At 62.6% G+C, this 14,115-nt stretch carries 18 protein-coding genes; all 18 read right to left on the reverse strand.

Features of this window, described 5'->3' with window-relative positions; all coding sequences use genetic code 11:
* Positions 1-126: 126 nt before the first annotated feature.
* The 18 genes from U5760_RS01910 to U5760_RS01995 all read right to left on the reverse strand — a co-directional run bounded on the left by U5760_RS01910 (position 127) and on the right by U5760_RS01995 (position 14,114).
* On the reverse strand, positions 127-438 hold the full coding sequence (locus U5760_RS01910) for a phage tail assembly protein (RefSeq protein ID WP_322009213.1): 312 nt from the start codon (positions 436-438) through the stop codon (positions 127-129).
* 58 nt (positions 439-496) lie between these two features.
* Entirely contained in the window at positions 497-1,003 is a 507-nt protein-coding gene (locus tag U5760_RS01915) for a phage major tail tube protein (RefSeq protein ID WP_322009214.1), read from the reverse strand.
* 5 nt (positions 1,004-1,008) lie between these two features.
* Positions 1,009-2,466 (reverse strand): phage tail sheath subtilisin-like domain-containing protein, encoded by a 1,458-nt coding sequence (locus U5760_RS01920; RefSeq protein WP_322009215.1) that lies wholly within the window; start codon positions 2,464-2,466, stop codon positions 1,009-1,011.
* Positions 2,467-2,595: 129 nt separating this feature from the next.
* Complete coding sequence (locus U5760_RS01925) at positions 2,596-3,138, reverse strand: hypothetical protein (RefSeq protein WP_322009217.1); 543 nt, start codon at positions 3,136-3,138, stop codon at positions 2,596-2,598.
* Complete coding sequence (locus U5760_RS01930; RefSeq protein WP_322009218.1) at positions 3,135-3,560, reverse strand: hypothetical protein; 426 nt, start codon at positions 3,558-3,560, stop codon at positions 3,135-3,137. Before U5760_RS01930 ends, U5760_RS01925 begins: the two co-directional genes overlap by 4 nt.
* Positions 3,561-3,715: 155 nt before the next feature.
* Positions 3,716-4,255 (reverse strand): gp53-like domain-containing protein, encoded by a 540-nt coding sequence (locus U5760_RS01935; protein WP_322009219.1) that lies wholly within the window; start codon positions 4,253-4,255, stop codon positions 3,716-3,718.
* Positions 4,256-4,267: 12 nt separating this feature from the next.
* Positions 4,268-5,836 (reverse strand): gp53-like domain-containing protein, encoded by a 1,569-nt coding sequence (locus tag U5760_RS01940; protein ID WP_322009221.1) that lies wholly within the window; start codon positions 5,834-5,836, stop codon positions 4,268-4,270.
* The gene (locus U5760_RS01945; RefSeq protein WP_322009222.1) at positions 5,836-6,411 is read right to left on the reverse strand and encodes a phage tail protein I; all 576 of its coding nucleotides are present in this window, start codon (positions 6,409-6,411) and stop codon (positions 5,836-5,838) included. Before U5760_RS01945 ends, U5760_RS01940 begins: the two co-directional genes overlap by 1 nt.
* Complete coding sequence (locus U5760_RS01950; RefSeq protein ID WP_322009224.1) at positions 6,411-7,322, reverse strand: baseplate J/gp47 family protein; 912 nt, start codon at positions 7,320-7,322, stop codon at positions 6,411-6,413. Before U5760_RS01950 ends, U5760_RS01945 begins: the two co-directional genes overlap by 1 nt.
* Positions 7,322-7,660 (reverse strand): GPW/gp25 family protein, encoded by a 339-nt coding sequence (locus U5760_RS01955; protein ID WP_322009225.1) that lies wholly within the window; start codon positions 7,658-7,660, stop codon positions 7,322-7,324. Before U5760_RS01955 ends, U5760_RS01950 begins: the two co-directional genes overlap by 1 nt.
* 51 nt (positions 7,661-7,711) lie before the next feature.
* Positions 7,712-8,383 carry a phage baseplate assembly protein V gene (locus U5760_RS01960; RefSeq protein WP_322009226.1) on the reverse strand — a complete coding sequence of 224 codons (672 nt, stop codon included), beginning with the start codon at positions 8,381-8,383 and terminating at the stop codon, positions 7,712-7,714.
* Positions 8,383-8,964 (reverse strand): hypothetical protein, encoded by a 582-nt coding sequence (locus tag U5760_RS01965; RefSeq protein ID WP_322009227.1) that lies wholly within the window; start codon positions 8,962-8,964, stop codon positions 8,383-8,385. The genes U5760_RS01960 and U5760_RS01965 overlap by 1 nt, the downstream gene beginning before the upstream one ends.
* Positions 8,946-9,509: a hypothetical protein gene (locus tag U5760_RS01970; protein ID WP_322009228.1), complete on the reverse strand. Its 564-nt coding sequence runs from the start codon at positions 9,507-9,509 to the stop codon at positions 8,946-8,948. Before U5760_RS01970 ends, U5760_RS01965 begins: the two co-directional genes overlap by 19 nt.
* On the reverse strand, positions 9,506-9,826 hold the full coding sequence (locus U5760_RS01975; protein ID WP_322009229.1) for a hypothetical protein: 321 nt from the start codon (positions 9,824-9,826) through the stop codon (positions 9,506-9,508). The genes U5760_RS01970 and U5760_RS01975 overlap by 4 nt, the downstream gene beginning before the upstream one ends.
* Positions 9,826-10,011, reverse strand: coding sequence for a hypothetical protein (locus tag U5760_RS01980; RefSeq protein WP_322009231.1), 186 nt, complete (start codon positions 10,009-10,011; stop codon positions 9,826-9,828). Before U5760_RS01980 ends, U5760_RS01975 begins: the two co-directional genes overlap by 1 nt.
* Before the next feature lie 67 nt (positions 10,012-10,078).
* Positions 10,079-11,998, reverse strand: coding sequence for a phage major capsid protein (locus U5760_RS01985; RefSeq protein ID WP_322009232.1), 1,920 nt, complete (start codon positions 11,996-11,998; stop codon positions 10,079-10,081).
* A gap of 5 nt (positions 11,999-12,003) precedes the next feature.
* Complete coding sequence (locus U5760_RS01990) at positions 12,004-13,581, reverse strand: phage portal protein (RefSeq protein ID WP_322009233.1); 1,578 nt, start codon at positions 13,579-13,581, stop codon at positions 12,004-12,006.
* Positions 13,581-14,114, reverse strand: a complete 534-nt coding sequence (locus U5760_RS01995; protein WP_322009234.1) for a hypothetical protein — start codon at positions 14,112-14,114, stop codon at positions 13,581-13,583. Before U5760_RS01995 ends, U5760_RS01990 begins: the two co-directional genes overlap by 1 nt.
* Between the last annotated feature and the right edge of the window lies 1 nt (position 14,115).

Consider the following 14,115-nt stretch of genomic DNA (forward strand, 5'->3'; position numbering starts at 1 on the left):
TAGTCCGTCACTCCAGCCCTTCCATCCACCAAATGAACCGCGATACACGCATGGATAGAATTTCCGATTCGCCCCAGCCAGTATGACTGGCCAGGGAAAGCACACCGCTTCGGATATACTCGGGTGCTAGTCGAGAAAACCCATGTAAGCAGCCGACACGCGCCGATAGTCACGCAGGGGAAGCCTATGGATTTGCTCGGGCGACATTTCCAGCAGGTTGCAGAACACAGTCACTTCCTTTTCGGCATCGGTGCCGCGCGCCTTGTCGAAGGCCAGGTTGTCGCGCAACTCCGGTTCGCGCATGCGGACCGCCGAAACGAACGTGTCGCCGATCTTCAACGGACGCGACAACGTGATATCTGCGTAGCCTTCGCCGTACTGCACGAAATCTTCGGGACTCTGTTTCTTGTCGTCCGGTTTCGCTTCGGTGCGTGCCATGGTGCTGCTTCCTTATATGAAAATGATTTTCAGGCCGGCAACCGCCGGCCCGTGATGCTTAGATGCCCAGCAGGCTGCGAGCGTTGGCCAACAGGTCCGTGCCGTTTTGCTTGAAGATCATGTTGGCCACGTCGATTTCCCACACCGTGGTGCCGCCATGGTCCAGCCGGTAGTACACCAGCGACATGGTGGTTTTCAGCTTCGCGGCCTCGCCCGTCTTGACGGTGCCCTGGTCGATTTCCTTCACCTTGCCGCGCAGCGTGTGGACGACGCCCGTTTGCGTGCCGTCGTCGTCCTCCAGCACTTCACGCAGCGATGCAGTGAGGGGCGTACCCTCCACCACGCCGAACGTCGAAAGCACGTTTTTGTCGTATGCCTTCAGAGTGAAATCGGTCTCGAGCTTTTCCAGCCCCATGGTGATTTCGGCGGGCGCGAACATGCCGCCGCCCAGGTAATCTTCGAACTTGGCGGTGAGCTTCGGCGGGTTGAATTCCTCGCACTTGCCCGCCATGCCATAGCCGTTGTAGAACACGTTGAAATACTTGCGAATGTCCTGGATCGACATGGCGATTAGCTCCCTGCGCTGTTGCTGAAGATGCTGGCGATGTAGTCGTTCACCAGGTGGCTGCGGAACGTCACGCGTTCAGCCGGGTATGCCGGCGTGAAGTCGAAATCGAACGCGATCTGGCCTTCCGCGATCTGCGCCGCCGAATTCACGTCGGGGTCCGCCCAGCAGTCGCCGCCCAGAATCGCGCCCTTGGATTGCAGGCTCGAAAGGAACGCCTTCACGCCGTCCACCACGTCGTTAACGTAGTTCTTCGTGATGCCCCGGTCTACTGCCCACAGGTGCGCCGCTTGCAGGCTGTCCGCGATGATGTCAGCGGTACGCACCACGCACAGGAACGTCCATTTCGGATCGCTGGACAGCGTGCGATTGCCCCACAGACGGAAGCCGTTCTGGCGGATCACAGTGGCCACGTTCATGCTGTTCAGCAGATTGGCGCGGCAGGTGGTATCGCCCAGCACAAAATCGATGGGGCGCGACGTGCCGGTGATGCCGCTAATGGTCTGGTTCGACGGCGACCACCAGAAGCCCAGGTTGTTGTCCACTTGGGCAATCAGGCCGGCGACGCACGACGAGACGTAGGACACCACGTTATTGCCGTTCGAATCGGTTTTCGTGATCGGCGGATCAACCAGGTAGATGCGCTTGCTGCCGAAGTCGCCCGCATAGGCGATTGCGTCCGCATCGGTCGTGCCGGGACCGTCCGCCACCACGATGCCGCGCAGCGAATTCAGGATGGTCCCCTGCAGGACGCTCACCACGGCATTTGCCACGGTGCCAACCGTCGATTCGAACGTTGCCGGCGTCGTCGGCGTGCCGGCGGATGCGGGCATAGCGAACGTGGGCGGTGCGGTGAATTGATAGCCATTCTGAACGATTTCCGTGGACTGCACGACACCGCCCAACACGGTGGCGGTAGCCACAACGCCCGTACCACCACCGCCGCCCGTCGAAGTCAGCGTGTAGGTACCGTCCGTATAGCCAGCGCCCGCATTGTCGATGGACAGCGTGGAAACGCCGTCGGCGACACGCTGGTGCGTAAAGCCCGGCGCGATGATGATTCGCGGCTTGAATCCGAGAATATGCTCGGCTGCCACGAACGCCTGCAGGCCGGTATAGTTGCCGTTCACGTCGGTGCCGCCGATCACCAAAGCGCGCTGCGCGTTCGGGTCCGTGGCCACGTCCACGCGGATCACGACGATAACGGCTTTCGCTTGGTTCAGAATGCTGTCGATAGCGTCCGGCAGCGTGCCGTTGTCCTGCGACGTGGTGAGCGCCGTCAGCGGCGCCGCGTCGGTGCGCGAGCCTGCAATAAGGACGGGCGTATTGAGGGGAAAGGCGGTCGGGTCAGCGTTCGGCGCAGTGCCGATAATGCCGATCACCGAACTGGACGCGATGCTGATACTACGCGAGCCGTCGTCAATGTCGAGTACCTCGACACCATGCAGAAAGTCTGTGGACATAGGGCCTTTTTATGGCGGTCTGGTTTCAGATTGGCGCCATAATCGCTTCGCAGGCCCGCGCGTTCCACGTGGGGGTTTCAACGAAAAAAGAGCGCCCGAAGGCGCCCAATGGCCGCAGCAACAGCGGTTCTATTTCCGCTTGAAAGGCGTATAAGTGAAGCATATCGGCACGCGCCACGATGGCCCCCATGGGGTCGTGCGCCACGCGCTCGCGTTCCAGTAGTTCCACGCCTTCCAGCCCAGCTTCAGTTCCCCGAATCGCCCTGCGTATTCGATATTGAACGCGGGGCCGATGGCGAAGAAAAACGATAGCGTGTCCGTCTGGACATTTCGCAGCACGCGCCATTTCGATGGATCGAACGGGAGCCCCAGCACGAAGTAATCGAGCGCGTAACACGGGTTACGGTAGAGCCAGTAGACGCGCGCGAGGTAGCGGCGCCAGCCTGGTGTGCCCCACGTCGCTGCGATATAGCCATCCTGCCAGCCCGCGTCTAGCGTAGCGTCGAAGGTCTGCGCCCAATACAGCCAGCGCGGCAGGTTGCCCCCGCTGTCCGCGAACAGCGGCGCCCACCAGTTCACAAGTACCATGGCACCAAGGGTGATGGCCAGCGACGCCACCACGCCGAACGGATAGGCAACCACGCTGGCCAGCAACAGGAAAGCGGCCATCATGCCGACACCGCCGCGACGGCATCCGCCGTGGTCGCTGCGTTGACCTGGGCGACGGCTGCCGCATACTTCGACTGCGCCGCCGTGCGGAACGCCACCCAATCCACGTTCACCTGCGCCACCTGCGCAGTCGTGTGCGCCGTGTAGGTCCACGCGCCCGATTGATCCTCACACCACAGCGGCGTCGCCCACGTGTCGCCCTGCGCGGACGCCGACGCGACCACCGCGCTCTGCAGGTTGTCTTGATCGTTCTTCTTCGACGGGTACGTGTGCGCGGCGCCAAGCGCCGACGACACGAATCCTGTGACCAGCGCAGTAGCGCACGCGTCCTGCAGCACCGAAATTTTCGCAGCCTTGGCGTTCGCGAGAACCACCGCCGGATCGATAGGCGGCGCGGCGACGATGGCAATGGCCCCGGTGTCCACGACGTATGCGCTGGGATTCGATAGGCACGATTGCCACTGGTCGTTTGTGATTGCCAGTTTCAGCGTGCCGGCCGACGGCATGCTAATGCCATCGTCGTAAAATCCGGTGATTGCGCCAGTATCGGCGGCATAAGATGCGTATTTTTGACCCATGATTAGTATCCGAAAGCCACAAAAATGCCGGTGCCACTACCCACCTGCGTAGCGCCCTGCTTAACGACTACTTGGAACGCCGTCTTGGCGCCAACCCATGCGGTTGGTCCGTATGAGTATCCGGCCACGCCTGAATCCGACATGACCATGGCGAAACAGCCATTCGGAAATGCGACAGGGTACGTGGCCACTACCGTTGCCGTTGCGCTGGATGCAGGGCTGACGCCCCACTGGATAATCAAACCGCCCATCCACGTGGGGAACGCGATATAACCAGCCTGCCCTAGCGAGATCGAAAATCCCGCTCGCAGCTTCTTCGGCGTAACGATTGTGGTGTCATCCGTGCCCGCGTTGGCGATTGCCTGCGTGGCGACTTTGGCGGTGCCCTGCACCGTTTCTGCCGCCTGCTCGGCTTTCATCCACGCCGTGGTGGCCAGTGCGGTGCTGTTGTCGCCCAAAGCAGGCGTGGTACCGTTGACGATACCGGTTGCTGCTGCCGTCAGCAGCCGCCCAAGGGCGGCAAGATTCGATGCGAGAGACATGCGTTGCTTTCCTCAATATCCAAATGCCAACCAATAAATAGTCGTGCTTGCCTGGGTACCAAGGGCAAGCGTGCAACCACTGGCGGACACCAGCGTGGCTTGTGGCGGGTATGAGTAGTTGCTACTCGTCGCCAGAACGGACCGCGTCGCGGTCGGGAACGTAACCGGAAACGTGACGCCGCCGCCGGCGGTCGTGGTAGTGAAGCTCCCCCACTGAAAGATGACACCCCCCAGCCACGTAGGGAAAGCCGCGTAGCCCCCTACTCCCAGCGAAATTGAAAACCCTGCGCGCAGCTTCTTTGGCGTTACCGCCGTGGTGTCGTCGGCGCCCGCATTCGTCAAAGCCTGCGTGGCCACCTTCAGCGTACCCACGTTCGTTTCCGTCGCCGCCTCGGCCTTAAACCAGCCCGTGCTGGGCACGTTTTGGCTGTTGTCGCCCGCTGCCGGCGCCGACACCGTAGATCCGGCATACAGGGCTAGGGGGCCGCCCATCGTGTCACCCGACTTCTGGACGGCGTTGGACACGCTGAACGTCGAGAAAAGATAGATAGTCAGCGTGTCCGCTGCCACCAGCGCCGTGGTGAAATTAATGGTTTTTCCGTCCGTCGCCGTGAAGTCGGGGGATGCTGCCGTGCCGGGTTCAAGAATTGCCCCGTTCTTCTCGATCAGCAGCGCACCAGGCGTGTAGCCGCCCGTGATCGTGATGGACGTACCCGCCACACCGCTAACCGGCACCGCGCGGAAACCCGCCTGGCCGCCCGCGCTCGCGAACTTGATATTCGTGCCGTCCGACTGGATGATGACAGGCTGCCCAACCGGCAGCACGACGCCAACACCCACGCCGCCAGTTACGGCTGCCGTGATGTTGTAATTGCCCGTGGTGTCGTTTTCGATGATCCACTGGCCCGTCTGCGCCGGGAAAAGCAGGTTTTTCGAAGCCTGCAGCGCACCCGACAGCTTGAGCATACCCACGCCGTACTGCGACGCCTTCAGCGCGGTATCGGACGCTGCCGACACGTCCACGGTTTGCAAGCCGTTGAACGCCTGGAACAGCGCGGCCATGTTGGCCACCTTAGTGGACATGTCACCCACGGGCGCGGTCGGCACGCGGCCATAGCCGCCCGTGATAGCCATGATGACCCATGCGCCGCCGTTCGCGACGTTCAGCGCGGCGTTCAGGCGCGCACGCACTTCGGCGCCCGCCGGTAGCTCGCCGCCCGACAGCGCCGCGTGGTCGCCACCGTACAGGGGCAACGTGGGCAGCGCGGCGCCGCCCGCGTTCGTGAGCGCGACATTGACCGCGTTGTCGTTCGTCACGGCCACGCGGAAATTGATTTCCATGCCGTCCCGAAGCGCGGGGACAGGCTGCGGAAAGACCAGCGTGATAACATTTTTCGCACCGCTGTCGCCCACGAAATTCAGGAAACCGTCCAGCAGCCGGTTCAGCAGGTAGCGCGTGCGATTCGCAAACGACTTACCCGGCGTGTTCATCACGCCGTTTACGCCGCCCAACGCCTGGTCCGTGGTTTCCCACTGATAGACGCCAGCATCAAATTGATCGACTTCGGGCAGGATCGCCATTATTCAACAGTGCCAAGGTTATATGAGCCGTCCAGATTCACGGCCCCGTTCAGGATGAAAGCCGCTTCCGTAAAGTCCAGCGATTCGAGATAGCAGCGCGCGGGCGCCGTGTTAGCGAGAATCCGTTTCACCTGCGCCACCTGGCTATTCGCGATGGGGTTCGCCAGCTTCACGCGATACCACGCCCATTTCGTGCCGTCCGTGTCGCCCAGAAAGCTGGTGCCGTCCAGATTGCGCGAGCCGTCCAGGCTCCACGCGCCTGCGCCCTCCACTATTTCCGCGTTCGGATAGCCCGCAGCGGCCAAGGCCATCTTGATAGACGCTGGGGTGCCCTTGATGCGGTGGACGGCGACGCTCGCCGCGATCACCGCGCGTTTCGTCGCCTCGGGCCAGTTGCTATCCCATTCGCCAACGGAATACGTCCATGCGAGCCACGGCAGAAAATCGACGGGGCACGTCTGCACGTTGTAGAGTGTGCGAAACGGCACCGGCACGTCAGACAGGCGGGCGACGCTGTTCGCAATCGCGCGCTCCTGATTCGTCGCACTCGGCGGCAACAGGCTGGGGTCCGCCACTAGACGGCCTCCCCTGCAATCGTGATGCCGGTGCAGTAAGACGCCTCGGTTTTGTCGGCCACCATGTCGGCCTGAATGCCGCCCGCGTTCAGCACCACGTTCTGCACGCCAGTGGCCCACAGCGCCGCATAGACGCCCGCAAGCGTTGGCGCACCGCCGCACTTATGCACGCTGTCGGCATACGCCTGCATGTTCGACTGCGACATGGCCAGCACAGCGTCCTGGTCCACGCTCGCGTCGATTTCCAGCGTGGCGTTGACGGAATACGGCAGGATCGTGGCGAACGCCACCACCACCGTATCGCACAGCGGGCGCACGTTTTCCGCACTGAGCGCCGCCGTGACAGCGTTCAGCAGCGTGCCGTTCGGATCGTTGTCCGCGCCACCATCGCCATTCGCGTGCAGAAGCGTCACTTGGACGGTTCCAGGCGTCGGGCTTGTCACGCTCACGTCCAGCACGAGACCGGACGATGACAGCGCGAAGAATTGATACGCGCCCACCGGGCCCGCGCTGGTGAAGCCCTCGAAAGACTGCTGCACGCGAGCGCGCAGCGCGTCGTCCAATTCCATCACGGCGGGCGTGGGCGGTACGGTCGTATTGTCTGCCGGCGTGATCGTGAGGCGTTCCACGTCGAAGCCTGCAGCGATCTGGTCCAGGTCGCCATCTTCGGCATACGCGAGCAACAGCGCCTGCGCGGCCTCATTCACTCGCTGCCGCAGCAGCACTTCGCGATAGGCGGCCACCTGCAGAATCTTGTATGCCGGGTCGGACTCCACCAGCGCGGTAAACGTGCTGTCCAGTGAAATCAGTTGCGCCAGCATGTCCGCGAAAATCGTATCGAAGTCCAGCGGGTCAACGATCTGCGGCGCGGGCAGCGCCGAAAGGTCAACGGCGATATAGGCGCTCGACATTACGACACCTGGATACCGTCGATTTTCACGGGCTGGCCATCCGGCTTATAGATACCGTACAGGTCCAGCACGATCTGGCCAGGCTGGGCGCTGGTGGCCACAACCTGCTGGACCTGAAACCGCGGCTCCCACAGGCGAATTGCGTCGGCGGTGGCTGCGTAGATACGCGAGAGCGTGGACAGGTTCATGGGCGCGTCCACAAGCTTGGGCAAGTCGCTGCCGTAGTCGCGTCGCATGACGCGGCTACCTTTCGGAGTATTGAGGATATCGGTAATGGACTGCTTCAGGTGTTCAACACCTGAAAGCGGCTTTCCCGTGGTCGCGTCTGTGCCATTCATGGACCGGATTCTGGCTTTCACCAGTCTCCGGTTCCACGTGGGGGTTTGCTGTTACGCCTGCGCGTCGCTGGTGCTCGGGCCGTCGTGTTCGATATGGTGGTGCGACTTCACACCGATGCCGTCCACCACCACGTCGCCGTCCGTCACCTTGACGCCGCCGACGATGGCGTTAGCGCCGCCACCGCTCCCGGCGTTGCCGGCAACACCAGCCATCCAGGTAAGCAGCTTGGTGACGGTCGCGGCGCCCTTGAACGTGGCCGCGCTGCCGTCGTGTTCGACTTGATCCACATTAAATGTCAGCTTCCCATCCGTGAGCGTCATGGACGAATCGCCCACCTGCACCGTGAAGCTGCCGCCGCTGGGGATCTGCAGCAGGTATGCGTGGGCGCTCTTGTCGTACTGCTCCACCGCGCCGTCGCTGTACGTCCGGCGCCTCACGTTCGGATTCGTGGACGGCGCCGTGTAGGCGTCCTGATACAGCGACAGCACGATGATGGCCTGCGCCATGTCGCCATACGGCGCGAACACCAGCACCTGTTCACCAAGCGACGGCGCCCACCACTCCGCATCATCGCCAGCGCGCTGGACAGCCCACTGCATCGGATCGGACTGCACGCCGCCGATTTCAACGATTGCCGTGTCGGTGCCGCCCACGATCTGCACCACGGTGCCAATGCGCAGCATCTGCGATATCTGCCGCTGCAGCTCGCCAATGTCTTGCATCATGGGGCGGGCACTCCCGGCGGCATCACGGGTTGATAGGCGCCCTCGTTGCCCTTGCCGATATCGGGCGCGAAACTGTACGTGGGATTGCTCGGCATGGTGCCGTCGAACTCGCACGCCCATATATCCTGCCCAAGCTGCAGAACCTGTGTCCACTCGACGCGCCAAACCACATAGCGGTCACAGCCTGGCGCAAAGTCGTCACGATAGGCGCCGATCACCTGCGCCGGCTCGGTCCACACGTTGGCGCCCGTGAAGCGTCTCAGGCGAAGCCACGCGGCGAGCGCGCCGGCTGCCGTGCGGGCGGCGGTTTTCGCCCGCGTGGTGCGATAGCCGACGATGACGCGGGCCTCGAGCCTGCCGCGCATGGAAAGCTGGCCCGTACCGCGATCCTCCACGCCCTCGTTCTCGAATTCAGACAGGTCCAGCAGGATCGCCGGCAGGTCCGCCCCTTCCAGCTCGTCACGGTCGGTTTCCTCGCGGTCGAATGCCACCGTCACGAAGTCGGGGAACGTGGCCTGTATCTGCGCCACCACGGCGTCCTGATAGGCCGCAATGTCTACTACCGTTTCTGTCGCCATTCCAGTTCGTGTTCGAATATCTTGTAAAACTGAGTCCCGAAGTCGGAGCCACCCAGCAGGTGATCTTCGATGTAGGTTTGCGCCGGGTCGCCCAGCTCCACCGTAACTTTCTTGATCGGCAGGCGCGCTTTGCCCTTGCGGATGAAAACCTGCTTATTGCTCGATGTCGGCCCGTTGGCGCCCGCGCGCCCGTTCGCGATAAAGGCGCTTTTCACGAAGCGATCACCGTAGGCCGATACGCCCTGCTTCGTCTGCCTGGCGTTCAGATGGACCATCCCCATGGGATCCAGCCCGTACCACACACGCACGCCCTTGCCGCCTGCCGTGCGCGTAAGCCTGAATGTCCGAAGCCGGCGCCGCACTTCCTTCTGCGGCAGCATCAGGTGTTTCGCCAGCCCGCGAACGGATCGCGTCGTAAGCCAGCGCGCCATCTTTACGCAGGTGGTCGCCAGCGCCGCGTCCACCTGCTTGGGCGTAGCGGCTAGATACGCCTCGATGCCCTCGATGCCCTCGATGCCATCTTCGTGAATGGCTATCTCGATCACAGAGACGGCTCCAGATACACCACGGCCATGCCGTCGCCGGTACGCATCGGCGTTTTGTGCGCCTCGTAATTGCCACCCTCGACCACCAGCGAGTCGCCGCGCCGCATGCGCGTCACGTCGGACCATTTGCAGGTGAATGTGGGGCGCGTCGTGTCCTGTTCGAACGTCCCCAGCGTGGCGAACATGCCGGGTTCCTCAAAAACGCCCGCTACGCTCTCCAGCACGGTGCCATTGGCCAGCGTGATGGTGGCGAGGCTGGCGAATTCGTCAGGGTCCAGGAACGCGTCCAAATCGTCCCACGACGGCTGCGCCGGCATCAGGCGCCCTTACCCTTAGCCGCGCCGCGCGCGCCCTTCTCGGCGGGTTCGCGCGCGATCCTCCGTGCCTTCAGGTCGCGCGCCTCGCGCTCGGGCAGTTCCACAAGGTCGCCTTTCGCCATCAATTCCCCACCCACCCATACAGGGCGCAGGAATTCCACCACTTCGCCACGCTCGAAAGCCATTTTCCGTTCCTCTGTTACGAAACAGGCCGCATAAGCGGCCTGTCAGGTCTAGCACTACTGCTGGGGGTTAGCCCGCTGCCGGCTTGCGGCCAAGGCAGAACGATTCGACGCGGCGCAGGGCGAAATCAACGTCCTGGTGGACCACGACACGCACACCGCCCGACTTCGAAAGGCTGTACGGGTCAACCATCAGGTCCAAGCCGCCCCACATCGCAATGATGAGGTCCGCGAAGTTGCCGAAGAACACGTCGCCAGCGGCAAGCTGGTTCGTGACTTCCGTGCGGTAGCCGTTCATCGTGTCGCCCGGTTCCCACAGCGTGGCGCCGGTCGGAGTGCCGGGGAACTTCTGCGTGGTTTTCGCGCTGCCCTTCGTCTGCGCGTCCACGATGTAGCTCATGTTGCCCACAGCCGCGTTCTTCGCGGCGATGGCTGTTTCCATCGCCACCACTTCGGCGTATGCCGGGAATTCGTTGCCGAACGCCACGGCGCCGATGCCCGTGTAATTCGCGATGCCCAGCGGCTGGAAGTTGCTGCCTGTGCCGTAGTAGCCGGCATAGTCGATCGCCAGGCCGAGGGCTTCCGCGAGGTCGGCGCGCACGAGTGCTTCCACGTCCAGGCTGGATTGCACCATCAGCTTGCGCGAAATGTCGGTGTATGCGGCCACGGTCTTGGGCGACAAAGAAATCTGGCCCAGGTCCGGCTCTTGGGCCTCGGCGTCCTGTTCTTCGCCAACCCAGAAGCCCTGCGAGCGCGCCGTTTTCTTCGGGATGTCGATGTTGCCGACGAGTCCTCCCAGCGTGCGGCCCAGCCTCATGATCGTCGTGGCGTTGATGAGCATGTCAATGAACGCGCTGGCCATCAGGGTCGTGGCCACCGCGTTGCCGCCGGTATTACCCGGCGCCGGCTGCGCATTGGAACCCATGTTGAACGAACGCGACGCCAGGACTTCCGGCGGCACCATGATGCCCTGGGCTTCCTTGCCCAGCTTGTCTGCGGCAGCGCGCGAGGCATTGAATTCGAATGCAGCGTCGTTGCGCAGCTTCGAATCGTTCGGGTTCGCCAGCGCGCGCAGTGCCCGCACGAAGCTAAATTTGCGCACTTCGTCGTCGGTCAGACCAATGGACGCATCGCGCGTCTGATCGGTGACGGGGCGCGACTGGCGACGCTCGACGTGTTCCAGCAGGGCGCGCTGGAATTCGGCGACGGTCTTGCCGTCTTTGACGAACGAGCGCGCGAGGTCGTGCGCGCCGTAGGTTTCGCCCATCGTCAGGATTTCGCTTGCGCGCGTGCGCTCGGCGTCACCGCCTTCACGGCGCACCGCGCTGGTGTCGATCGTTTGCGGCGCGGTCGGCGCCGGGTTCTGCGTGGTCGGATCCATTTGGCGGGTGCCTTCCGTTGAAATATGTTCGGATTGTTGCGGATTCTGCGACGTTGCCGGCGTGGGTTCCACGTGGGGGTTTCCTGGTGCCAGCGAGCGCCCGACGCCAACGGTGGTATCAGCGGGAACGGCCACCCAGCTAATTTCGAATGGCATCCAGGACGTGACGGTGTACACGTCGGGGCCATCTTCGCTTTGCTCGGTCAGTACAACTTCCAGCACGCGATAGCCCACCGAAACGTGCTTGCGAATTCCGTCGATAACGTCCTGAAATATTTCCTGCGCGCGCACACTGCGGCTGAACCGGATCACCGCGCGCCCCACGCCATCTGAGTCGATGGTGGCCGATTCGATAACGCCCACCTGGTCCGTCCAGTCGTGATCCATGAGGTTCGCGCCGGCATCATTCAGGCGCGACATATCCACGGCGCCGTCGGCGTGCGAAAGCACCTCCATGCCATACCACTGCCGCACGGGCGTTTCCGACGAAAACGCCACCTGCACGGTGCGCACCTCGGCGTCGATTGCCCCCACTTCCATCTGGCGCACGAAGTCGCCGCGCCCATTGATTTCGCGGACTGACAGAGCCTGTTTGATCGTTTGTGCCATCGTCGTTAGCTGTTCGGTTTTGCGCCTTCGCTCGCGGTCGGATTCGCAAGCTGCTGGCCAAGGGTTGCCATGATGAAATCTTCAGGAATGCCGGCGCCTTTCATGGCCGCAATGTCGGCTGCAAACTCGGCCCATACCTCCACCGGATCACCGCCCCATTCGCGGATGATTTCGCCGGGGCTTTTCAGCAGCGCGTTTTTCGAATTCACCGCTGCGTCCACGTCGGCGGTCGGGTCGATCCACTGCCAGCGGCGCGGCTGCCATCCGCAACCCTTCTGCAGCTTCGAATACAGCGCGGCAGACAAGGGAGTACCGTTTGCCGAGACAATGCGGCCCTTCAGCAGACTGTATTTCAGCCACGCTTCGAACACCGGCTGTATCAGGTCTTCAATCAACCACTCCTGCAGTTCCTTCCAATGCTCGCGTTCGTCAAGCGTGCCCTGCCGGATGCTGGAGAAGTTGACACCCTCCAAGTCGTTCGCCAGATTGTTGTACGCCACGCCCATGCCGGCGGTCGCGCCGCGCAGCAGCGTTTTGTACGTCGGAAGAAACTCACCCGTGGGGTACTGAGGCAAGAATTCCTTCAGCTCCGCACCATCCGGAAGCACTGGGAAAGTCCCCGGCTCGGCGTCGATCTGCAGCGCACTTTCGCTTTCTTCGTCGTCCCAATCGGGGCCACGCCCTTCTGCCCACTGGACGAAACCCATTTTCGAAGCGCCCACGCGAGCATTGATGATCGCGGCATCTTCGAAGCCCTGCATATGACGCATGCGGAACAGCGCCGTAGCCATCCACGGCAGGCCTCGCTTTTGGCCCACCAAATCTTCCAGATAGCCGTGGATCATTTCATCAGCGGGAATGCGGATATAGCCCACACCGCCATACTGATATTCGGCCTCGCCGTCATCCACCGTCGTCAAGTGATATGCGACGGGACGCCCGTACTGCGTGAACTCGATACCGTGGCGAATGAAATTCTTCGCGTTGTATTTGTCCACGTTGTAGTCGATGGGAATGCGCAGCGGGTCGATCACCTGCAGTGCGAAGCCCCACGGGCCAGCGTCTGCGCCCATGACGATACGCACGAAGAATTCGCCGTCCTGCGCCGCGCTCTGCACACATTGGCGCTGGATAGCCTTCCACGAGCGCTTCCCCGTCACGCTCGCGTTTTTCTTGTGACCCCAATCCTCCCACGCGTCCTTCAGCGCCCGATTCGTTTCCTCGTCCATGCCGCCACGCGGCTTGCGCACTGCCGTTTTCAGCACGACACCGTTAGGCCCGACGACGTTCTGGCGGCACAGCCGCAAAAACGCCTTGGCGTAATCGTTGTTCATGCATTGTTCGCGCGAGCGTGCGACCAGCGGGCGCAGGTTGCGCGTGATGATCCAGTCTGCAGGGATCGCCAGCGCCGTCCAGTTGCCGTTCAGGCGCCCCGTGTCGGCGGCCTGGAACGCATAGGCAGAACGGACGGCACGCCCCAGCGCGCGCAGGCCTCGCGCTGGGCGGGTTTCCGGCATGGGCGGCGGTGCATTCTTCACGGGGGGCAGGAAACCGCGCGAGCGGATGAAATCGAAAAGCGCCATCAGAAAGTCACCTTCACTTGACGCCCGAACAGCGTGCCGCGTTGCACAGCCTTGAGGCGGCGCAGTTCGGCTTTGTAGTAGTCGCGCAGCTTCAGAAGGTCGCCTATCGGCGTGCGGTGAAGCTCGCGACTGTTGATCGTGTAACGCTCCTGGTCCTGCGTGGCGCGTTTCTCGATCACGGCTTGAATTGCATCCAGGACGCGCTGGGCGTGAATGCGTGCGTCCGTGCCATCTGCGATGGTGGACAGGTCCGCTTCCATCGTGACGATGCCGCTTTCGACTTCAACCACGGTGCCGCTCGACACGGCGCGAATAGAGAACAGATACTGGCCCGGCACCCATGCCGCCGTCGTGGTGGCGTCCACCAGTAGCTGGTGATAGCCGTTATCCAGCGGGTTGCTGGTGAAGTCGATACCATGCGCCCCACGCAACAGAACCTGCAGCGCCCACGCGGGCGCCGGGTATCGGTCCAGCTTAACGGTCAAATCGAACGTGACGCCCGCTCGAATGGTGCCGGGGAAATGGCCGCTCATG

Source organism: Paraburkholderia sp. J12, assembly GCF_905220215.1.
Classification (GTDB): domain Bacteria; phylum Pseudomonadota; class Gammaproteobacteria; order Burkholderiales; family Burkholderiaceae; genus Paraburkholderia.

What these genes read in the sequence shown, in the direction of transcription:
- U5760_RS01910 (WP_322009213.1), bottom strand. Translation starts at nt 438, where the DNA reads ATGGCACGCACCGAAGCGAAACCGGACGACAAGAAACAGAGTCCCGAA.
- U5760_RS01915 (WP_322009214.1), bottom strand. Translation starts at nt 1,003, where the DNA reads ATGTCGATCCAGGACATTCGCAAGTATTTCAACGTGTTCTACAACGGC.
- U5760_RS01920 (WP_322009215.1), bottom strand. Translation starts at nt 2,466, where the DNA reads ATGTCCACAGACTTTCTGCATGGTGTCGAGGTACTCGACATTGACGAC.
- U5760_RS01925 (WP_322009217.1), bottom strand. Translation starts at nt 3,138, where the DNA reads ATGATGGCCGCTTTCCTGTTGCTGGCCAGCGTGGTTGCCTATCCGTTC.
- U5760_RS01935 (WP_322009219.1), bottom strand. Translation starts at nt 4,255, where the DNA reads ATGTCTCTCGCATCGAATCTTGCCGCCCTTGGGCGGCTGCTGACGGCA.
- U5760_RS01940 (WP_322009221.1), bottom strand. Translation starts at nt 5,836, where the DNA reads ATGGCGATCCTGCCCGAAGTCGATCAATTTGATGCTGGCGTCTATCAG.
- U5760_RS01950 (WP_322009224.1), bottom strand. Translation starts at nt 7,322, where the DNA reads ATGTCGAGCGCCTATATCGCCGTTGACCTTTCGGCGCTGCCCGCGCCG.
- U5760_RS01955 (WP_322009225.1), bottom strand. Translation starts at nt 7,660, where the DNA reads ATGAATGGCACAGACGCGACCACGGGAAAGCCGCTTTCAGGTGTTGAA.
- U5760_RS01960 (WP_322009226.1), bottom strand. Translation starts at nt 8,383, where the DNA reads ATGCAAGACATTGGCGAGCTGCAGCGGCAGATATCGCAGATGCTGCGC.
- U5760_RS01965 (WP_322009227.1), bottom strand. Translation starts at nt 8,964, where the DNA reads ATGGCGACAGAAACGGTAGTAGACATTGCGGCCTATCAGGACGCCGTG.
- U5760_RS01975 (WP_322009229.1), bottom strand. Translation starts at nt 9,826, where the DNA reads ATGCCGGCGCAGCCGTCGTGGGACGATTTGGACGCGTTCCTGGACCCT.
- U5760_RS01980 (WP_322009231.1), bottom strand. Translation starts at nt 10,011, where the DNA reads ATGGCTTTCGAGCGTGGCGAAGTGGTGGAATTCCTGCGCCCTGTATGG.
- U5760_RS01985 (WP_322009232.1), bottom strand. Translation starts at nt 11,998, where the DNA reads ATGGCACAAACGATCAAACAGGCTCTGTCAGTCCGCGAAATCAATGGG.
- U5760_RS01990 (WP_322009233.1), bottom strand. Translation starts at nt 13,581, where the DNA reads ATGGCGCTTTTCGATTTCATCCGCTCGCGCGGTTTCCTGCCCCCCGTG.
- U5760_RS01995 (WP_322009234.1), bottom strand. Translation starts at nt 14,114, where the DNA reads ATGAGCGGCCATTTCCCCGGCACCATTCGAGCGGGCGTCACGTTCGAT.